Origin of the sequence: Breoghania corrubedonensis (assembly GCF_003053845.1) — a bacterium.
Classification (GTDB): domain Bacteria; phylum Pseudomonadota; class Alphaproteobacteria; order Rhizobiales; family Stappiaceae; genus Breoghania; species Breoghania corrubedonensis.
This window is the reverse complement of the sequence record NZ_QAYG01000002.1, coordinates 1-19,574: the sequence shown is the minus strand read 5'-3', so window position 1 is coordinate 19,574 and position 19,574 is coordinate 1. Positions and strand designations below refer to the sequence as shown.

The following is a 19,574-nucleotide window of genomic DNA, read 5'->3' as shown; positions in this document are numbered from 1 at the left end:
TTTGATTCCGGTGTTGGAGGGTTCGAGGGCCGATCCCGTGGACGCGGACAAGCGGCCCACCCTTCGAGACGCCGTCTTGCGACGGCTCCTCAGGATGGGCCGCAAAGGATGGGCAACAGACGCCGAACGTCCCGCCCTTCAAAGCCCCTTGGCGAGCTGCTTGGCGATCTTCGGGGCGAAGTAGGTGAGGATGCCGTCGGCGCCGGCGCGCTTGAAGGCGACCAGGCTTTCCACCATCGCCTTGTCGAAATCGAGCCAGCCGTTCTGGGCGGCCGCGCAGATCATCGCGTATTCGCCGGACACCTGGTAGGCGTAGGTCGGCACCGCGAACGCGTCCTTCAGACGGCGCACCACGTCGAGATAGGGCAGGCCCGGCTTGACCATGATCATGTCGGCGCCCTCGTCGAGATCGAGCCCCGCTTCCACGATCGCCTCGTCGGAATTGTGGTAGTCCATCTGGTAGGTGCGCTTGTCGCCCTTCAGGCACGCGTTGGTGCCGATGGCATCGCGGAAGGGCCCATAGAAGGCCGAGGCGTACTTGGCCGAGTAGGCCATGATCTGGATATCCTGGAAGCCGACCGCATCAAGCCCTGCGCGGATGGCGCCGACGCGGCCGTCCATCATGTCCGACGGCGCGATGACATCGGCGCCGGCCTCCGCCTGGTTGATCGCCTGGGCGACCAGCACGCGCACCGTCTCGTCGTTGAGGATGGTTTCGCCTTCCAGCAGCCCGTCGTGGCCGTGGCTGGTGTAGGGGTCGAGCGCGACATCGGTGACAAGGCCGATATGCGGCACTTCCCTTTTGATGGCGCGGCAGGCGCGGCAGACCAGATTGTCGGGATCGAGCGACTGCGAACCGGTTTCATCTCGCAAGGCGTCGTCCGTATAGGGAAACAGCGCCAGCGCCGGAATGCCGAGGGAGGCGGCAAGGGCCGCCTCGCGCACCGCCTCGTCGACGGACAGACGGTAGCAGTCCGGCATGGAGGCAACCGGTTCGCGGCGCTTCTCGCCGTCGATGACGAAGATTGGCCAGATCAGGTCGTCGACGGTCAGCGTGTTCTCGCGCACCAGCCGGCGCGACCAGTCGGCGCGGCGGTTGCGTCGCATCCGCTTGCCACCCAGGATCCCGCTCATGTCAATCTCGGGCATGGGGCGGCGCTTGCGCGGTTCGACGTTCATTCTCTGGCTCCAATATTCGGCGTGTCTCTCCCAGTGAGGCATGGTGTAGCACCATGACGCGGGTGGGGGAATGGGGTCGGCACATGGGCGCAGGCACCTGCGCCGCATCCTTGTTGCGGTTCTTGGCGCCCTCCACCGTCATCCCCTGGCGCAGTCCGGGCCCTGGCGCAGTCCGGGCAATGACGGTGGAGAGATCGCGGGGCACCCGTTGCTCCCGTTCCTTCCTCCTTCTTGTCCGATTGACGCTTCCCGCTCCGCCCGATATCCCGATTGCCGACAGAAAAGACCATCGATCCGGCGGGGAGGCCGGTACGGGGAGGAGACGGGATGGATTTTGCCCTGAGCGAGGAGCAGCGCGCCTTTCAGGAAATGGCCGCCGATTTCGCGCGTGAGGAAATGGAGCCTCATGCGCGCGAGTGGGACGAGGCGTCGTTCTTTCCCGTCGAGACGCTGCGCAAGGCGGCATCATTGGGTTTCGGTGGCATCTATGTGGGCGAGGATGTCGGCGGCTCCGGACTTTCCCGGCTCGATGCGGCGGTGATCTTCGAGGAGCTGGCCAAGGGTTGCACCTCGACGGCCGCCTATATCTCCATCCACAACATGGCCGCCTGGATGATCGACCGCTTCGGCAGTGACGAACAGCGCCGGCGATTCCTGCCGAAGCTTTGCACGATGGAGCATTTCGCCGCCTACTGCCTGACCGAGCCGGGCTCGGGATCGGATGCGGCGGCGCTGCGCACCAAGGCCGTGCGCGACGGCGATGCTTACGTTCTCAACGGCTCCAAGGCGTTCATTTCCGGTGGCGGGGCGGCGGATCTCTATGTCGCGATGGTGAGAACCGGCGAGGAGGGGCCGAAGGGCATCTCCTGCATCGTGGTGGAGAAGGACACGCCGGGGCTCTCCTTCGGCGCGCAGGAGGCGAAGCTCGGCTGGAAGAGCCAGCCGACGGCGCAGGTCAATTTCTCCGATTGCCGGGTGCCGGCGGCAAATCTCGTCGGCGGCGAGGGGCTGGGCTTCAAGATCGCCATGGCCGGGCTCGACGGCGGGCGGCTGAATATCGGCGCGTGTTCGCTGGGGGCGGCGCAGACATGCCTTGAGCGCGCCATCGCCTACATGAAGGAGCGCAAGCAGTTCGGCCGGGCTCTGGCCGAATTCCAGGCGCTGCAGTTCCGCATCGCCGACATGGCGAGCGAGCTGGAGGCGGCACGGTTGCTGCTGCACAAGGCGGCGATGAAGGTGGATGCCAAGGAAAGCGACGCCACCCGCTTTGCCGCCATGGCCAAGCGGCTTGCCACCGATACCGGGTTCAAGGTCGTCAACGAGGCGCTGCAGCTTCACGGCGGCTACGGCTATTTGCGCGACTATCCGATCGAGCGTTACTTACGCGACGTTCGCGTTCACCAGATTCTGGAGGGCACGAACGAGATCATGCGGCTGATCGTGTCGCGCGAGTTGCTGGCGGGGTGAGCGGGGCGGCAAGCGAGCCTGGACAAGCCGGTCCGTGCTATTTCAACAGATCCCTCCAGCGTCATCCCGGACGCGATGCGGCGCGAAGTGCCGCTTCGCAGATCCGGGATCTGCCTCGGTGCCTGCTGCTCGAGGTCCCGGGTCTGCACAACAGCACTGACGTGCTGCGGCGCGCCCGCGATGACGTCGGAAAGATTGAATGAAGATGCCTGATGAAAAAGGTGTCCGCGTGCTTGGCGTCCGGCCGCCTTTTCCGCATGAGGGCGCACATGTCGCCCTTTTCTTCCATGCGGGCAACACGATAACCTCCTCTCCAGAAGGCCCCCGGGGCCGCGACCTGACAAGAACAACCAGGAAGGAAATCACGCGTGAACGATCCGATTGCCCAGTTCGAAGTGCTGTTTGACGCCCGCGGCCATGCCGGGATCATCACGCTTTGCCGGCCGCAGGCGCTGAATGCGCTGACCCATGGCATGATCAATGCGATCCGCATGCAGATCGACGCCTGGGAGAACGATCCTGAGATCGATCACATCGTGTTGCGCTCGATGCATCCCAAGGCCTTCTGCGCCGGCGGCGACATTCGAGCCGTTTACGAGATGAGGGATGGCGACCGGGCCGCCCGCAATTCCTTCTTCGCCGACGAATACCGGCTGAACGCGCGGCTGAAGCACTATCCCAAGACCGTCGTGTCGCTGATCGACGGCATCCTTATGGGTGGCGGCGTCGGGCTTTCGGCGCATGGCGACTATCGCGTCGGCGGGGCGAAAACGCTGTTCGCCATGCCGGAAGTGGGTATCGGCTTCTTTCCCGATGTCGGGGCGAGCCATCTGCTGCCGCGTCTGCGCACGCAGGCCGTGGGGCTCTATTGCGCGCTGACCGGCGGCCGGCTCAAGCAGGCTGACGCGCTGTGGGCGGGCGTGCTGACCCATTGCGCGGAGGGCGACCAGTTCGACCAGATCCTGGAGGCGCTGGTGCAGGAGAGCGATGCGAAGACGGCGCTGGCGCGCTTCGCCGTGCGGCCGTCCGGGGTGGCGGAATTGGAGCCGCGCGCGCAGACCATCGAGGACTGCTTCTCCCGCGACAGCGTCGAGGAGGTGCTGGCGGCGCTGGATGCGGTCTCGGGCGCGGATGCCGAATGGGCGAAGGAAACGGCGGCGACGATGCGCGGACGCTCGCCGACCAGCCTGAAGGTCTCCTTCAAGGAGGTGCACGAGGGCGCCAGTCGCGACTTCGACGCCTGCATGATCATGGAATACCGGATCCTCAGCCACATTCTCGACGGACACGACTTTTACGAAGGTGTCAGGGCGGTGCTTGTCGACAAGGACAACGCGCCCGACTGGCAGCCGGCCCGGCTGGAGGATGTGGAATCGCTTGCCATCGACAGGCATTTCATGCAACCGCAGGAAGGGGATCTGGACCTGCGTTGAGGCCGCGCTTCATCAAGGCGTGTGATGCCGGCGGGGCCCAGTGGGTCCCGTCGCGGTGGACGTGCCGGGGCATGAGGGCCCGGTCATAATCGGAATGTGCCATTCATGCTGACCCTGTTGCAGGATTTCGCCCGTGCGCGCCCGCCATGGCGCACGATACTGGTGTGGTACCTGCGGTTCCTGGCGATCCTGCTGATCGGCGGCGGCATCATCCATTGGGCGCGCATCGTCGGATATGTGCCGTGGCGCGGGGTGATGTTCGTCGACATGCCGGTCGAATGGCAGGTGGTGACGGCCTATTTCGGCGTGCTCGACATGGTGGCCGGCATCGGCCTGTGGCTGGCCGCCTCCTGGGGCCCTGTCATGTGGCTTCTCCGGGTGCTCTCGCAGGTCGTCATGCACACCATGTTTCAGGATATTTTCGGCTCGCGGCCCTATGAGATCACTTTCATGATGGTGACGATCGCGGTCTATCTGACGCTGACGGTCTTGTCGGAACGCGAGCGGCGCAAGGAATAGGGGAGGGGCGCCGGGGGCCGGGCCCGGTCGTCCCCGCAAACATCTTTCCTTCGGACCCGTCCTTCCCGCGTTACAGCCTCCCGCTTCTTGATCGTTACGCGCTTTGCCGGCTTTGGTTTTCGCCCGGCGTGGTTGCGTCGACCGCTTCCATTTTAGAAAAAAATTTGAGTTGCGGCAGAGTCAGGCGTCGCGCGGCAAGGTCTCGCGGTGCCTGGTCGGGGGGCTTGTGCGCGAGGGATTCCCTTGGGCGAACGTGGTGCGGAGCACGGTTCGCGGAGTGGGATTCTTCTAAAGTTTCCAAGGGGTCTTTAAGAGAAGATTCATGCTGCTTTTTAAGCAGATTTTATAACAGCACGTCTAATGTCCTCATCAAGCGGAACAAAACCGCACATGAACAGGACATAAGGGGCGTAACCAGATGATCACGGCAAAAAGGGCAGTCGAGGTCCTGGCGCAGGACGAAGGTAATACGGAAATCAAGCCGCTTTACCTGGAGGCGCTTACTCTTGTCGAGCGTTTGCACCGCAGGTTGCTTGACGTCATCAAGGATGAATTCGACCGGATGGGTCGTTCGGACGTCAACAGCGTGCAGGCACTGTTGCTGTTCAACATCGGCGACAGCGTGCTGACGGCGGGCGAGTTGCGGTCGCGTGGCTACTATCTCGGTTCCAACGTCTCCTACAACCTGAAGAAGCTGGTCGATACCGGGTTCATCAATCACGAGCGTTCCCGCGTCGACCGCCGTTCGGTCCGCGTCAGCCTCACCGAGAGCGGTCTGGAAGTGGCCAACATCGTCAACGATCTCTACGAGCGGCACATGCGCTCGGTGGAAACGGTCGGCGAGATCGCGCCGGAAGACTTCCAGCAGCTCAACCAGTCGCTGCGCCGGCTGGAACGGTTCTGGACCGACCAGATCCTCTATCGGCTGTAAGTGCCTGTTGCGGATCGCATCGATGCGATGTGCATGGATGCGCTCCCGGTCTTGATCCGAGCCCCCTCCTTGTCGCTCAGGCGGTGCCGCCTGAGCGCAGGTGGCGGGCGGTGTTTCCCGATATTTCGCACTGCCGGATGCCGCGCGGATGCCCGTGCGGCTTTTTTGTGCGTGCCCGGCAGTCCTGCGGCTTCCGCACGGGACATTAACTTGCCATAATGAAGTGGAATCTCGGCGCACGATCAGGTTCGGCCCCGGCAAGACGCGAATGATTCGACATGATCGGGCGTTGCGGGGCACGCGTCGCAATGGGCCTCGTGGGTATCGAGTGTTCCGCGGTTACGGGCGAAATAAGCGCGCTCGCGGCATGTATGTCCGTGTCATTGCCGATGAAGCAGGTGGGCCACGAATTCGTGCCCGAGAGTCAGGCTTTGTTGCCTTGCCCGGGCGCAGGTGATACCGCAAACCAGAAATCCGTCATGCGCGAGGCCTCGCGGCCCCTGCGCGAACCGCATCCGGGAGACTACTCCGTGAACCGAAACTTCGCCGCCGGCGAGACCCGATCGACGGCATGCCGCCTCGCGGTTGTGGCCGCGCTGCTGCTTGCCTCGTCCCTCTCTGCCGGCCTGAGCGCCGGGCCGGCGCTCGCGGAATCGCCGCTTGAAGCGCTGCGCAACTACCAGCAGCACGAGGAGTGGGAATCCAAGCTCGACGACACGATGAAGAATCTGGATCAGATCCGCACCCACCAGCCGACGCTCTCGCCGTCGACGGTGACCTACATCGAGCAGGCGATCCACCAGTACCAGCAGATCGTGTCGAATGGCGGCTGGGCGGAAGTGAGCACGCCGGGACGCAGCCTGAAGCTCGGCTCCTGGGACGGCGCGGTGGTTGCGTTGCGGCACCGGCTGGTCTCCTCCGGCGATCTTTCCGCTGACAAGATCAGCGGCCAGCGTTTCGACGGTGACGTGGACGCCGCCGTGCGTCATTTCCAGATCCGCCATGGCCTGACGCCGGACGGCGTGGTCGGTCCTGTCGTGCAGTCGGTGATGAATGTGCCGGCCGCGGTGCGCCTGCGCCAGTTGCAGACCAACCTGGTGCGCGTGCGCGCCATGTCGGGCTATCTCGGCGACACCTATGTGATGGTGAACATTCCCGCGGCCGAGATCGAGGCGGTCGACAATGGCGTGGTGCGTTCGCGCCACACGGCCGTCGTCGGCAAGATCGACCGGCAGACGCCGATCCTGGCCTCCAAGATCTATCAGCTGAACTTCAATCCGTTCTGGACGGTGCCGGTCAGCATCATCCGCAAGGACCTGATCCCGAAGATGAAGCGGGATCCGAAGTATCTGGCGAAGAACCACATCCGCATCTACGACTGGCACGGCAACGAGTTGCAGGCCACCGACGTGGACTGGAACACCGACGATGCCACCAAGCTGCGCTTCCGTCAGGATCCGGGTGCGGACAACTCGCTGGGCTCGGTTCGCATCAACTTCCACAACAAGTATCAGGTCTACCTGCACGACACGCCGTCCAAGAGCCTGTTCACCAGGGACTACCGGTTCGACTCCTCGGGCTGCGTGCGCGTTCAGAACGTGCGCGACATGGTGACGTGGCTGCTCGAGACGACAACGCCGGACTGGGATCGCGCGCGCGTCGATTCCACCATCGCCTCCGGCGAACGGGTGGATGTCACGCTCGATAACGAGGTGCCGCTCTATCTGGCGTATGTGACCGCCTGGGCGACCGACAAGGGCGTGGTCAACTTCCGCGAGGATATCTACAATCGCGATGGTCTCAACGGCAGCGAGATCGAGGGGCCGCAGATCGTCCTGCAATAGGGCGGCGGTTTCTCGCGCGCGGATTTCCGGCACATTCAGGGGCGCCTTCGAAAGAGGGCGCCCTTTTCGGTTTCACGGGCAGGCGATCGGGGAAAGGAATGGGCGGGGTCGCCCGTGCGCTCAGGTCGCCGACGCGTATTCCGTGAGCAGCGTCATGAATTCCTCGGGCGGGGGAAAGCCATCGTAGCTGTAGGTGGCCGGTGTGGTGACCCAGGCGAGCTTTTCGCGGGTCATGGTCTCCACGAAGGGGTGGCACCAGTCCGGCTCGTCGAACATCGTCGCGCGGACATTCACGCACTGGGGCAGCATGGCGACCCTGGTGAACAGCCAGCTCATGCAATGGGGGCAATGATAGTGGTCGATGCCGGCGCTGCGGGCCCCGCCCTTGACGGGCTCGCCCTCGACGATCTCGAACCCTTCGGCGGGAACCATCACGGTCAGCGAGAAGGCGCTTGAACTCATGCGCTGGCATTCGCGGCAATGACAGGCGAAAGTGGCGAGGGGCCTGGCGGAAATCTTCATGCGGATCTGTCCGCAACGGCATGTCCCTTCGCGGGGAGACGATAGCAAATCCATATCAGGCCCCATGTTCGTGCTTGCGCAAATTGCATATACGAAACGTGCATTGGAGGCACAAGCATTGTGGCGCGGCACGCGAGGGCGGCACACAGGCGGGCGACAGGAGTGAAGACAGCATGACACAGGGCGGCACGCCGTCCGGCCCGGGACGGATTTTCCTGGAATTCACGCGCGTCGGGCGGCAGGTGAAGGTTTCGGCCATCGACGAGGCGACCGGCGTCGAGGTGTCAATGATCGGACCGCTCACCGTTTCGCAGGAGGAGCTCGGCCGGCTCGCCGTGCGCAAGCTGAAGCGGCGGCTGGAGCAGGGCGGCGCCTGAGGAGGACGGGCCGTGCGGACACGGTCGTACGGCTGAAGGTTCGGGTTCATTGATTGGGCTTTCCCGCGTCATCCCGGGTCTGCGAAGCGGCACTTCGCACCGCTCCGCGTCCGGGATGACACTGGAGGGTTTTACCGAAATGGCAGGTATCCGGTGATCGAGGCCCGGATCTGCCCAACTCATATCCACGACGGTTCCGGTCGGGTTTTCTGCGACGGACCATGAAGGTGCGCCTCCGATCGCCTCTCCTGTGGGGGAAGGGCCTGTGCGCTGCGCTGGGTGAGAGACTTCGGGCCGCCGGTTTGTCTTTTGCCGGCCTGTCCCCACTTAAGGGGCAGACGCCGGCAAATCCGACCGGATATCCGACCTTATGGTTAGCGAACGGGCTTGGTTCGCCCCGGGCGGTATGCTATTGGCGGCAACGCGGATCGAATGGGCCTTGATGGCCGTGATCCGGCTTGCGAACAGTTCGAACACCTGAACACCCGAAACGCAGGAAGGCGTGCCTCATGTCGATTTCGAAATCTTCCGTCGATGAGCCCGTTCAGCTGGACTTCTTCACCCAGCCGCTTGCCGAGGCAGATCCGGAGATTGCCGATGCGATCGACAAGGAACTCGGCCGCCAGCGCCACGAGATCGAGCTGATCGCCTCCGAGAACATCGTCAGCCGCGCCGTTCTGGAGGCGCAGGGCACGATCCTCACCAACAAGTACGCCGAGGGCTACCCGGGCAAGCGCTACTATGGCGGCTGCCAGTATGTCGACATCGTCGAGACACTGGCCATCGAGCGCGCCAAGAAGCTGTTCGATTGCGGCTTCGCCAATGTGCAGCCGAACTCCGGCAGCCAGATGAACCAGGCCGTGTTCCTGGCGCTGCTCAACCCCGGCGACACGTTCATGGGCCTCGATCTCAATTCCGGCGGCCACCTCACCCACGGCTCGCCCGTCAACATGTCGGGCAAGTGGTTCAATGTCGTCTCCTACGGCGTGCGCGAGGGCGATCACCTGATCGACATGGACGCGGTGGCCGAGAAGGCGCGCGAGCACAAGCCGAAGCTGATCCTGGCCGGCGGCACAGCCTATTCGCGCATCTGGGACTGGAAGCGCTTCCGCGAGATCGCCGACGAGGTGGGCGCCTATCTGATGGTCGACATGGCGCACATCGCGGGCCTTGTGGCCGGCGGCGTTCACCCTTCGCCGATCCCGCATGCGCATGTGGTGACGACGACGACACACAAGTCGCTTCGCGGCCCGCGCGGCGGGATGATCCTGACCAATGACGAGGCGCTGGCCAAGAAGATGAACTCGGCCGTCTTCCCCGGTCTTCAGGGCGGGCCGCTGATGCATGTCATCGCCGCCAAGGCCGTGGCTCTGAAGGAAGCGCTGCAGCCGTCCTTCAAGACCTATGCCGCGAATGTCGTCGCCAATGCCAAGGCGCTGGCCGCCAGCCTGCAGGAGCAGGGGCTCGACATCGTGTCGGGCGGCACCGACAACCATTCCATGCTGGTCGACCTGCGCCCCAAGAACGCTACCGGCAAGAAGGCCGAGGCAGCGCTTGGGCGGGCCAACATCACCTGCAACAAGAACGGCATCCCCTTCGACCCGGAAAAGCCCTTCGTCACCTCCGGTATCCGTCTCGGCACGCCCGCGGGCACGACGCGCGGCTTCGGCCAGGCGGAATTCCGCGAGATCGGGGCGATGATCGCGGAGGTCATGGACGGCCTGCGTACGTCGAATTCCGAGGACGGCAACGCGGAAGTCGAGGCACGCGTGAAAGAGCGCGTCATCGCACTGACCGACCGTTTTCCGATCTATCAGTACTAGGAAGCGTGCATGCGGTGTCCCTATTGCGGCGGTGAGGAAACCCAGGTCAAGGACAGTCGTCCGACCGAGGATAACACCGCGATCCGGCGACGCCGCGTGTGCTCCACATGTGGCGGACGGTTCACGACGTTCGAGCGCGTGCAGCTGCGTGAGCTGAGCGTGATCAAGCGCAACGGCCGGCGCGCGCCCTTCGACCGCGAAAAGCTCGCACGCTCGGTGCAGATCGCCGTGCGCAAGCGGCCGGTGGAGCCGGAGCGCATCGAGCGGATGATTTCCGGCATCGTGCGACAGCTTGAATCCTCGGGCGAAAGCGACATTCCGGCCGAGCAGATCGGCACGCTGGTGATGGAAGGCCTGCGCGAGCTCGACGACGTCGCCTATGTGCGGTTCGCCTCCGTCTACAAGAACTTTCGCGAGGCGAAGGACTTCGAGACGTTGCTCGGCGAGCTCAACGCGGAAGACCTGCCCCCGGAGCGGGATCCGTCGTGAGCGGGCGGGGGTCGCAAGACGTGTGCTGCGAGGAAGGCGCCGTGGCCGACGCTTCCTCCGTGTCGCCGGCAGCGGGCTACGATGTCGCGCCCGATAGCGGCAAGGTTCTTCCCCACGACGAACGTTTCATGCGCATGGCGCTGGCCATGGGCCGGCGCACGCGCGGCGTGACCTGGCCCAACCCATCCGTCGGCGCGGTCATCGTCGCGGAAAAGGACGGCGTGCCGGTGGTGGTCGGGCGCGGAGCGACGGCCCCCTCGGGCCGTCCGCACGCGGAAGTGGTGGCGCTTGCCCAGGCCGGCGAGAAGGCCAGGGGGGCAACCGCCTATGTGACGCTGGAACCCTGCGCCCACTGGGGCCGCACCGGGCCTTGCGCGCTCGCTCTTTCGCAGGCCGGCATCGCCCGCGTCGTCATCGGAACCTCCGACGTCAACCCGCGGGTCGCCGACAAGGGTGCCATGATGCTGCGCGAGGCGGGCGTCGAGGTCGTGCGCGGGGTGCTGGGCGGGGAATGCCGGGCGGCCAATATCGGCCATTTCCGCCGGTTCGCCGAAGGCCGGCCGCAGGTCGCGCTGAAGCTTGCCGTTTCCGCCGACGGATTCATCGGGCGAAGAGGCGGCGGACAGGTTCTCATCACGGGCCGCGAGGTGCAGCGCTTCGTCCATATCATGCGGGCGGAAGCCGACGCGATCCTTGTCGGCATCGGCACGGCGCTGGCGGACGATCCGATGCTGGACGTGCGCCTCGACGGGCTCGCCGACCGCTCGCCGGTGCGCTACATCTTCGATTCCGCCGCACGCCTGCCCATCGGCTCGCAACTCGTGAAGACGGCGGGTCAGGTGCCGGTGAAGGTGCTGACAACGGCCGCCGCCACAATCGAGCGGACCACGGCGCTGATCAAGGCCGGCGTGGAGGTGATCACCGTGCCGGCGGACGAGGCGGGCCGCATCGATGTTCGCGCCGCGCTTCATGCGCTGGCGCATCGCGGGGTCACGCGGCTGATGGTGGAAGGCGGCGCGGCAACGGCGGAGAGCTTCGTGAAGAGCGGGCTGGTCGATGAAGTTGTGCTGTCCACCGGGGCGGAGCCGATCGGCGAGGGCGGCATTGCGCCGCTTGGACAGATGCCGCTTGAAACGATAACCGGAAACCCCGCCTTCACGCGCGTCAGCACGCGCCGGTTGGGACGGGACAGGGTCGTTCATTATCGTCGCGAGGAATAGAGACATGTTCACCGGCATCGTCACCGATATCGGCAGGGTCGTTCGAGCCGGGGAGATCCCCGCGGGCCGGTGTACCCGGATCGCATGCGGCTATGACATCGAAGGCATCGACATCGGCGCCTCCATCGCGTGTTCCGGTGTTTGCCACACGGTGATCGCCACGGGCATGGACGGCGACGAGGGCTGGTTCGAGGTGGAATCGGGCGCCGAGACGCTGAGTCTGACCACGGCCGGCACCTGGAGCGAGGGCTCGCGGATCAACCTGGAGCGGTCGCTCAGCCTTGGCGCGGAGCTTGGCGGGCATCTGGTGCTCGGCCATGTGGACGGTCTGGCGGAGGTCGTGGAACGCCGCGATCATCCCGACAGCGTCTATTTCCGCTTCCGCGCTCCGCACGAGCTTGCCCGTTTCATCGCCAAGAAGGGCTCCGTCGCGCTTGATGGTACCTCGCTGACGGTGAACGAGGTGGAGGGCGACGAATTCTCCGTCTTCCTCATTCCCCACACGGTGGCCGTCACCACCTGGGGCGACCGGCAGGTGGGCGACCGGATCAATCTCGAGGTCGACATGATGGCCCGCTACGTGGCGCGGCTGCGCGAGTTCGACTGAGAGTCGGTCGCTTTTTGCAGAGCTTTACTTTTTGCAAGTCCCGGCACCATCTTTTGCTTGGCATTCGTTGCAAAGCTCCCCGGAGGTGGGTTTTCTCACCTTCTCATCAAAATCCGAGGTTGGCCAATTGCTGCAGTTTTTGCACCAGTGCCATGTGTCCCTACCATTCTTCTTTCGATATGCCATTGTTGTCCGCTCATGTGTAAAATTAATGAGAATTTTATGTAGCCATGATTCACATAAATTACGCAAGGTAATTTATTCGTTTTTGATTTTTGAATCGATATTTTTACATGGCTTCGCGAGTTCGACTGAGGGGCGGGAGGTGTTTCTTCCGTTCTTATTGCCGTGAAAGGCAATGGTGTCATTCCCGCTGCTTCATGAAGATGGCGACAAAACTCGGTGGTCCGGACATTCGCGATGTCATCCCGGGCTTGACCCGGGACCCAGTAAACAGCGCCGTCAAACGCTCTTGCGCGATAGAGGTGGACTGGCTCCTCCCGTCCCGCGCCGGCGGCTGAGGTTACTGGGTCCCGGCTCTCCGCAGGCGCTGCGGCCGGGATGACATCGAAAGGATGAAACGCCAGAGCGTCACGACTCGTCTTTCCACGTGCCCTCCGGGGTGACGCTGGCGAGGTTTGCTGCGGATGATGGGAACCCGTCCCGCGCCGCGACATTGTCGCGTGTCTCATTCCTTGCCTCGTCAAGCCGACACCCCATTCACCCAGCACCGCGACTGCACCACCGAGGGTCTGGACAAAGGCCCGCATAAGTGGTTCCTGTCGCCACCTCACACAAGAATATGAAAGCACCAAGCCATGGCCGCTCCGCACCTGCTCATCATTGATGCGCGCTTTTACGACGATATCTCCGACGAACTCGTGCGCGGGGCCGTGGCTGCGCTGGATCTCGGCGGGGCGACCTATGACCGGATTTCCGTGCCCGGCGTGCTGGAAATCCCGGCAGCCCTCTCCATGGCGCTGATCGCGGCGGATGACGGCGGCACGGACTATGACGGTTTCGTGCTGCTGGGCTGCGTCATTCGCGGCGAGACCTCGCATTACGATATCGTGGCCGGCGAATCCGCCCGCGCCGTGATGGACATGGTCGTCGATCAGGGCGTGGCGCTCGGAAACGGTATTCTGACGGTGGAAAATTCCGACCAGGCCTGGGCGCGCGCCAAGGTCGACCAGAAGAACAAGGGCGGCTTCGCCGCCGAGGCGGCGCTCGCGATGATCGCCGTGCGAGAGAAAATCGGGGCCTGAAGATGATGGCAGACGAAAAGCCGGAATCGCAAGGCGGCAAGAGCGGCCCGTCCGGGGGAAAGGGCGCGGCCGGGAAGGGCGTGCGCGAGATGCGGCCGGCGAACAAGCGCGGGCTCGCGCGGCTCGCCGCCGTGCAGGCGCTCTACCAGATGGAGATGTCGGGCCAGACGCTGGCCGATATCATCCTGGAATTCCAGATGTACCGGCTGGGCCAGGAGATCGACGGCGAGCAGTACCGCGAGGCCGATCCCGACTGGTTCCGCGATCTGATGCAGGGCATGGTGGCGAAACAGCGCGAGATCGACCCGCGCATCCATCAGGCGCTGCAGGAGGACTGGCCGCTGAAGCGGATCGATTCCATCCTCCGCGCGATCCTGCGCGTCGGTGTCTACGAGTTGATCCGGCGCGTGGAAGTGCCGGCACGGGTGATCATCTCGGAATATGTGGAGGTCGCCAAGGCCTTCTTCAGCGAGGATGAGCCGAAGGTCGTCAACGGGGTGCTCGACCGGATCGGGCGCGAAATACGGCCCGGCGAGTTCGACGCCCGGCGCAGCGAGTAGCGGGAGACCATGGCGGGGGAGCGGGCGCACGAGTTCGAGCTGATCGAGCGGTATCTGGCGCCGCTCGCCACCGATCCCGGCAGCGTCGGGCTCGTCGATGACGCCGCCGTTCTGAGCCCGGCGGAAGGTGAGGACCTCGTCCTCACCAAGGACGCGCTGGCCGCCGACATTCATTTCTTCACCGTCGACCCGGCCGGCGCGATCGCGCAAAAGGCGCTCAGGGTCAATCTCTCCGATCTCGCGGCCAAGGGCGCGCGGCCGCTCGGCTATCTGCTGGGCCTCGCGCTCGCGCCCGACTGGGATGAGCGCTGGGTCGCCGATTTCTGCGCCGGTCTGAAGGCGGACCAGGAGGCCTACGGCTTTCCCCTTTATGGCGGCGACACGATCAAGGTGAGCGCGGGACCGGTGCTCTCCGTCACCGCCATCGGCGCGCTGCCGAGGGGGAGTGCCGTGCGCCGCTCGAGCGCGCGGGCTGGCGATCGTCTCTATGTCACCGGCACGATCGGCGATGCGGCGCTGGGTCTCGCGCTTCGGCACGATCGGGACAAGGCGAGGGCCTGGGGGCTCGATGCCGCGCAGACCGACCATCTCCTCCAGCGTTATCTCCTGCCCGAACCGCGCACGCAGGCGGCGGAAGCCGTGCGTCTCCATGCGCGCGCCTCGATGGATATTTCCGACGGTCTCGTCGGCGATCTCGCCAAGATGGCGGGGTCATCGGGTGTGGGAGCCGAGATCGATCTCGACGCGGTGCCGTTGTCCGATGCCGCGGCTTTGACCGTGAGAGACGATGCGGCCTTCGTCACCGCGATGACGGGGGGCGACGACTACGAACTGCTCGTTGCCGTGGCACCGGAAAAGACGGACGCCTTCGAGGCGGCGGTGGCACAAAGCGGGGTGTCGCTTTCCCGAATCGGCCGGATCGAGGCGGGGGCAAAGGTCTCTTACCGGCGCGCCGGCGAGGTTTACGATTTCGGCGCGGCGGCCGGGTACTCGCATTTTTGAAGCCGTTGCCGGGTGTGTGTCCGTCCCGTTCGGTGTCGTTCCCGCTTCATCAACGGACCTCTCCGGCGTCATCCCGGGCGCTGCAACGTTGTACGTTGCAGCGCCCGGGATGACGGTGGAGAGCGTGCCGGATGGGGTGCTCTCCGTCCCTGCGTTCTGCCGCCCGCTTTTGCAGCACAAAACCTCCGGTTGCGTCAGGCATGTCTGTAAATCTCCTGATATCAGTAACTTGCAATATTTCGCTTGAAGTTTGATTCATATCGTTGAGAAACTGATTCAACGGCATCAAAGGTGAGAGCTTGAACGCCCTGGAACTGTTCGGATTCCAAAATGTGTTGCGGAGACAGCCCATCGAACGTATCGGAAGGTCCCGCCTACGATCCGGATTCCGCCATGACCGTCCAAGCACAGTTGAATATCGAAGCCGGTGACCGGCTCGCGCGCCGTAATGCTCTCCTGCTTGCGGTGGCGCAGTCCGTGGGCGGGGCGACGGCCTCGATCGTGGTCGCGCTCGGCGGGTTGGCCGGGCACGAATTGCTCGGCTCCGACAAGAGCTTCGCGACACTGCCGGTCACATTCTTCGTGCTGGGCACGGCCTGCGGCACGCTGCCGGCCGGCTATATCATGCGTCATCTGGGGCGCCGCAATGCCTACATGGGGGCGGCGGTGCTGGGCGGGCTCGGCGGGCTTCTGGCCTGCCTGGGCATCATCCAGGCGAGCTTCGTCACCCTGCTGATCGGCACGATGGGCTGCGGCATCGCCGGCGCCTTCGTGCAGAGCTACCGTTTCGCCGCCGCCGATACCGCGAGCGATGCCTTCCGCCCCAAGGCGATCTCGTGGGTGATGGCGGGCGGGCTCATCGCCGGCATTGTCGGACCGCAAACGGTGATCGCCACCAAGGACATGCTGGCGCCGATCATGTTCGCCGGCTCGTTCGCGGCGATCGCTGTCCTGAACACGATCGGGTTCTGCCTCGTCTTCTTCGTGCGCATTCCCAAGCCGACGGCCGAGGAACGGGCGGTCAGCGGTCGGCCGATCCTGACAATCATCCGCCAGGAACGCTTCATCGTGGCGGTGGCCTGCGGCATCGGCTCCTATGCGCTGATGAGTTTCGTCATGACGGCGACGCCGCTGGCCATGATCGCCTGCGGCCACACCCAGACAGATGCCGCCCTTGCCATCCAGTGGCACGTGCTTGCCATGTACATACCGAGCTTCTTCACCGGCTCGCTGATCGCGCGCTTCGGCAAATCGCGGATCGTCGCTCTTGGCCTGACACTGCTGGTCGGCTGCGGTATCGTCGCGCTTTCCGGCGTCGCGGTGGAGGATTTCTGGTTCGCGCTCATCCTGCTGGGGCTGGGCTGGAACTTCGGCTTCATCGGCGCGACCTCGATGGTCACCGACACCTATCGCCCCGAGGAACGCACCAAGGTGCAGGCGACGAACGACTTCCTGGTCTTCGGTTTCGTCGCGATGGCCTCGTTCGCGTCGGGCAACGTGCTCAACGACTACGGCTGGCAAACCATCAACTGGATGCTGTTTCCGGTGGTGGCGTTCTGTCTTGCGCTGCTCGTCTGGCTCGCCATCCGGGAACGGCGCGCGTCGTTCTGACACCCCTACTTTCGCCCCAACGCTGCAACCTGTGCTTGACCTCGTGAGAAGTCTCGATACGGTTTGCCTGCGTGAAATCCCGCAAGCGGGCGAGTCTGCTTGCGTGTGCAGTGAAGTGTCCGGAAATGCCGCAAGGTGATCCGGGCGTGACCTCTATAAAATAAGGGGAGGGGCCCTATCGTGCTCTATGTCGTAATCTTGTGCGGTCTTCTTTCGATCGTCTATGGCGTCTGGGCGATCCAGTCCGTCATGGCGGCGGATGCCGGCAACCAGAGAATGCAGGAGATCGCCGGTGCGATCCAGGAAGGCGCGCAGGCCTACCTGACGCGGCAATACACCACCATCGCCATCGTCGGTGTCGTCGTCTTCTTCATCGCCTGGTGGCTCCTCTCCATCACCGCGGCCATCGGTTTCCTGATCGGCGCCGTTCTTTCGGGCAGTGCCGGCTTTATCGGTATGCTCGTCTCGGTGCGCGCCAATGTGCGGACGGCACAGGCCGCGTCGCGTTCGCTGGGGGCTGGCCTTGCCATCGCCTTCAAGTCGGGCGCCATCACCGGCCTGCTGGTCGCCGGCCTCGCGCTGCTGGGCGTCGCCGTCTACTTCTGGGTGCTGACCGGGCCGATGGGCCTTGACGGCACCGATCGCGAAGTCATCGACGCGCTGGTCGCGCTCGGCTTCGGCGCCTCGCTCATCTCCATCTTCGCGCGTCTCGGCGGCGGCATCTTCACCAAGGGTGCGGATGTCGGCGGCGATCTCGTCGGCAAGGTGGAAGCGGGCATTCCCGAAGACGATCCGCGCAACCCGGCAACCATCGCCGACAACGTGGGCGACAATGTCGGCGACTGCGCCGGCATGGCGGCCGACTTGTTCGAGACCTACGCGGTCACCGTCGTCGCCACCATGGTGCTGGCCTCGATCTTCTTCACCGGGGCGGTCGCCGCGCAGATGATGATGCTGCCGCTGGTCATCGGTGGCGCCTGCGTCATCACCTCGATCGCCGGCACCTTCTTCGTCAAGCTCGGCGCCTCCAATTCCATCATGGGCGCGCTCTACAAGGGCTTCATCGCAACCGCCGTGCTCTCCGCGGTGGCACTGGCGCTGATCGTCGCCTTCTGGATCGGCTTCGACACCGAGTTCACCGCCGGACCGAAGACCTTCACCGGCACCGACATGTTCCTGTGCGGGCTGTCGGGTCTCGTCATCACCGGGCTGATCATCTGGGTGACGGAATACTACACCGGCACCGAATATCGTCCCGTGCGTTCCATCGCGCAGGCCTCGGTGACCGGTCACGGCACCAACGTGATCCAGGGCCTCGCGGTTTCCCTGGAGGCGACCGCGCTGCCGGCGCTCATCATCATCGCGGGCATCATCGTCACCTTCCAGCTCGCCGGCTTGTTCGGCATCGCCATCGCGGTCACCACCATGCTGGCGCTGGCGGGCATGGTGGTTGCGCTGGATGCGTTCGGCCCCGTCACCGACAATGCGGGCGGCATTGCGGAAATGGCGGATCTGCCGGCGGAAGTGCGGGCCACCACCGACGCGCTCGATGCGGTCGGCAACACCACCAAGGCGGTGACCAAGGGCTACGCGATCGGTTCGGCCGGTCTCGGCGCGCTGGTGCTGTTCGCGGCCTACACCGAGGATCTTCGCCACTTCGCGGCGACCGCCGCGCCGGGCTCGATCTTCGAAGGCATCGACGTCAACTCGCTGTTCTCGCTCTCCAGCCCCTACGTGGTGGCCGGCCTGCTGTTCGGCGGTCTGCTGCCCTATCTCTTCGGCGGTATCTCGATGACCGCCGTGGGGCGTGCGGCGGGTGCTGTCGTGGAAGAGGTGCGGCGCCAGTTCAAGGAAAAGCCGGGCATCATGCAGGGCACCGAGAAGCCGGATTACGGCCGCGCGGTGGACATGCTGACCAAGGCGGCTATCCGCGAAATGATCGTGCCCTCGCTGCTGCCGGTGCTTTCGCCGCTGGTGGTGTTCGGGGTGATCTACATGGTCGCCACGCCGTCGGACGCGTTCGCTGCCCTGGGTGCCATGCTTCTCGGCGTGATCGTCACGGGCCTCTTCGTCGCCATCTCGATGACGGCGGGCGGCGGTGCCTGGGACAACGCCAAGAAGTCGTTCGAGGACGGCTTCACCGACAAGGACGGTGTGGTCCATCAGAAGGGCTCGGAGGCGCACAAGGCGTCGGTGACGGGCGACACGGTCGGCGATCCCTACAAGGATACGGCCGGTCCCGCGGTCAACCCGATGATCAAGATCACCAACATCGTCGCGCTGCTACTGCTGGCCGTGCTGTCGCACTGACAGGCGCGATCTGAAACAAAGAAAAAGGCCCCCCGCGAGGATGCTCGCGGGGGGCCTTTCCGTTTCCGGGGAGAGGGAGGAGAAGGGAAGGGATGAGGAGCGCGCTTTCGCGCGCGCTGATGTCTGGATTCCGGATCGGCGCTCGGCTGCCGCCTCACTTGTCCGGAATGAGGGTGTGTGGGGTTGGCTTCAAGCCAAACATTTGCTCCTCATTCCGGGCGGTTTGCAGCGAAGCTGCATGGCCAGACCCGGAATCCAGACATCAGCGCGCGAAAGCGCGCTCCGAAATTCCTTCAAGCCGGAACCCCGATTCCGAAGCCTAGGTTGTGTGGACATTTATCGAAGCCAGAGGACGATTGCGGCCAGAGTTACGACGGCGAGATAGTTTCTGGCCGTCTTCTCGTAGCGTGTTGCG

General features: G+C 64.4%; 17 protein-coding genes and 1 pseudogene. 15 read left to right on the top strand and 3 right to left on the bottom strand.

Annotated elements, in window-relative coordinates; all coding sequences use genetic code 11:
- Positions 1-138 precede the first annotated feature (138 nt).
- The gene (gene hemB, locus C8N35_RS08070) at positions 139-1,134 is read right to left on the bottom strand and encodes a porphobilinogen synthase (protein ID WP_107989631.1); all 996 of its coding nucleotides are present in this window, start codon (positions 1,132-1,134) and stop codon (positions 139-141) included.
- A 372-nt stretch (positions 1,135-1,506) separates the two neighbouring features.
- On the opposite strand from hemB, the gene C8N35_RS08065 reads away from it, so the two are divergent.
- The 5 genes from C8N35_RS08065 (at position 1,507) to C8N35_RS08045 (ending at position 7,373) form a co-directional block, all read left to right on the top strand.
- Positions 1,507-2,646 carry an isobutyryl-CoA dehydrogenase gene (locus tag C8N35_RS08065; protein WP_107989182.1) on the top strand — a complete coding sequence of 380 codons (1,140 nt, stop codon included), beginning with the start codon at positions 1,507-1,509 and terminating at the stop codon, positions 2,644-2,646.
- A gap of 368 nt (positions 2,647-3,014) precedes the next feature.
- Positions 3,015-4,079, top strand: a complete 1,065-nt coding sequence (locus C8N35_RS08060; RefSeq protein WP_107989181.1) for an enoyl-CoA hydratase/isomerase family protein — start codon at positions 3,015-3,017, stop codon at positions 4,077-4,079.
- A 105-nt stretch (positions 4,080-4,184) separates the two neighbouring features.
- A complete protein-coding gene (locus C8N35_RS08055; RefSeq protein WP_107989180.1) occupies positions 4,185-4,598 on the top strand; it encodes a DUF6163 family protein in 414 nt (137 codons plus the stop codon).
- Positions 4,599-5,016: 418 nt separating this feature from the next.
- The gene (gene ldtR, locus C8N35_RS08050) at positions 5,017-5,529 is read left to right on the top strand and encodes a transcriptional regulator LdtR (RefSeq protein WP_107989179.1); all 513 of its coding nucleotides are present in this window, start codon (positions 5,017-5,019) and stop codon (positions 5,527-5,529) included.
- A gap of 530 nt (positions 5,530-6,059) precedes the next feature.
- Entirely contained in the window at positions 6,060-7,373 is a 1,314-nt protein-coding gene (locus C8N35_RS08045) for a L,D-transpeptidase family protein (protein ID WP_245926731.1), read from the top strand.
- A 120-nt stretch (positions 7,374-7,493) separates the two neighbouring features.
- Here the strand turns inward: C8N35_RS08045 and C8N35_RS08040 are convergent, their stop codons facing one another.
- Complete coding sequence (locus tag C8N35_RS08040; protein ID WP_107989178.1) at positions 7,494-7,949, bottom strand: GFA family protein; 456 nt, start codon at positions 7,947-7,949, stop codon at positions 7,494-7,496.
- 119 nt (positions 7,950-8,068) lie between these two features.
- Here C8N35_RS08040 and C8N35_RS08035 point away from each other — a divergent pair, with 119 nt between their 5' ends.
- The 10 genes from C8N35_RS08035 to C8N35_RS07990 all read left to right on the top strand — a co-directional run bounded on the left by C8N35_RS08035 (position 8,069) and on the right by C8N35_RS07990 (position 19,159).
- Complete coding sequence (locus tag C8N35_RS08035) at positions 8,069-8,272, top strand: DUF6898 family protein (protein WP_107989177.1); 204 nt, start codon at positions 8,069-8,071, stop codon at positions 8,270-8,272.
- 509 nt (positions 8,273-8,781) lie between these two features.
- Positions 8,782-10,095 carry a serine hydroxymethyltransferase gene (gene glyA, locus C8N35_RS08030; protein WP_107989176.1) on the top strand — a complete coding sequence of 438 codons (1,314 nt, stop codon included), beginning with the start codon at positions 8,782-8,784 and terminating at the stop codon, positions 10,093-10,095.
- A gap of 9 nt (positions 10,096-10,104) precedes the next feature.
- Positions 10,105-10,584 carry a transcriptional regulator NrdR gene (gene nrdR / locus C8N35_RS08025; protein WP_107989175.1) on the top strand — a complete coding sequence of 160 codons (480 nt, stop codon included), beginning with the start codon at positions 10,105-10,107 and terminating at the stop codon, positions 10,582-10,584.
- Between the two features lie 59 nt (positions 10,585-10,643).
- On the top strand, positions 10,644-11,804 hold the full coding sequence (gene ribD, locus C8N35_RS08020) for a bifunctional diaminohydroxyphosphoribosylaminopyrimidine deaminase/5-amino-6-(5-phosphoribosylamino)uracil reductase RibD (RefSeq protein ID WP_428977106.1): 1,161 nt from the start codon (positions 10,644-10,646) through the stop codon (positions 11,802-11,804).
- A 4-nt stretch (positions 11,805-11,808) separates the two neighbouring features.
- Positions 11,809-12,411: a riboflavin synthase gene (locus C8N35_RS08015; protein ID WP_107989174.1), complete on the top strand. Its 603-nt coding sequence runs from the start codon at positions 11,809-11,811 to the stop codon at positions 12,409-12,411.
- An 818-nt stretch (positions 12,412-13,229) separates the two neighbouring features.
- Positions 13,230-13,676 (top strand): 6,7-dimethyl-8-ribityllumazine synthase, encoded by a 447-nt coding sequence (gene ribH, locus C8N35_RS08010; protein WP_107989173.1) that lies wholly within the window; start codon positions 13,230-13,232, stop codon positions 13,674-13,676.
- Between the two features lie 89 nt (positions 13,677-13,765).
- A complete protein-coding gene (nusB, locus tag C8N35_RS08005; RefSeq protein ID WP_210203476.1) occupies positions 13,766-14,236 on the top strand; it encodes a transcription antitermination factor NusB in 471 nt (156 codons plus the stop codon).
- Positions 14,237-14,245: 9 nt separating this feature from the next.
- Positions 14,246-15,238, top strand: a complete 993-nt coding sequence (gene thiL / locus C8N35_RS08000) for a thiamine-phosphate kinase (RefSeq protein WP_107989172.1) — start codon at positions 14,246-14,248, stop codon at positions 15,236-15,238.
- Positions 15,239-15,631: 393 nt separating this feature from the next.
- Positions 15,632-16,849, top strand: coding sequence for an MFS transporter (locus C8N35_RS07995; protein WP_107989171.1), 1,218 nt, complete (start codon positions 15,632-15,634; stop codon positions 16,847-16,849).
- Between the two features lie 180 nt (positions 16,850-17,029).
- Complete coding sequence (locus C8N35_RS07990) at positions 17,030-19,159, top strand: sodium-translocating pyrophosphatase (protein WP_210203456.1); 2,130 nt, start codon at positions 17,030-17,032, stop codon at positions 19,157-19,159.
- Between the two features lie 336 nt (positions 19,160-19,495).
- Here the strand turns inward: C8N35_RS07990 and C8N35_RS07985 are convergent.
- Positions 19,496-19,574, bottom strand: a pseudogene (locus C8N35_RS07985) (IS5/IS1182 family transposase); the annotation flags it as partial.

Coding starts and splice junctions, on each gene's coding strand:
- hemB (WP_107989631.1), bottom strand. CDS start 1,134: ATGAGCGGGATCCTGGGTGGCAAGCGGATGCGACGCAACCGCCGCGCC.
- C8N35_RS08065 (WP_107989182.1), top strand. CDS start 1,507: ATGGATTTTGCCCTGAGCGAGGAGCAGCGCGCCTTTCAGGAAATGGCC.
- C8N35_RS08055 (WP_107989180.1), top strand. CDS start 4,185: ATGCTGACCCTGTTGCAGGATTTCGCCCGTGCGCGCCCGCCATGGCGC.
- ldtR (WP_107989179.1), top strand. CDS start 5,017: ATGATCACGGCAAAAAGGGCAGTCGAGGTCCTGGCGCAGGACGAAGGT.
- C8N35_RS08040 (WP_107989178.1), bottom strand. CDS start 7,949: ATGGATTTGCTATCGTCTCCCCGCGAAGGGACATGCCGTTGCGGACAG.
- C8N35_RS08035 (WP_107989177.1), top strand. CDS start 8,069: ATGACACAGGGCGGCACGCCGTCCGGCCCGGGACGGATTTTCCTGGAA.
- glyA (WP_107989176.1), top strand. CDS start 8,782: ATGTCGATTTCGAAATCTTCCGTCGATGAGCCCGTTCAGCTGGACTTC.
- nrdR (WP_107989175.1), top strand. CDS start 10,105: ATGCGGTGTCCCTATTGCGGCGGTGAGGAAACCCAGGTCAAGGACAGT.
- C8N35_RS08015 (WP_107989174.1), top strand. CDS start 11,809: ATGTTCACCGGCATCGTCACCGATATCGGCAGGGTCGTTCGAGCCGGG.
- ribH (WP_107989173.1), top strand. CDS start 13,230: ATGGCCGCTCCGCACCTGCTCATCATTGATGCGCGCTTTTACGACGAT.
- nusB (WP_210203476.1), top strand. CDS start 13,766: ATGCGGCCGGCGAACAAGCGCGGGCTCGCGCGGCTCGCCGCCGTGCAG.
- thiL (WP_107989172.1), top strand. CDS start 14,246: ATGGCGGGGGAGCGGGCGCACGAGTTCGAGCTGATCGAGCGGTATCTG.
- C8N35_RS07995 (WP_107989171.1), top strand. CDS start 15,632: ATGACCGTCCAAGCACAGTTGAATATCGAAGCCGGTGACCGGCTCGCG.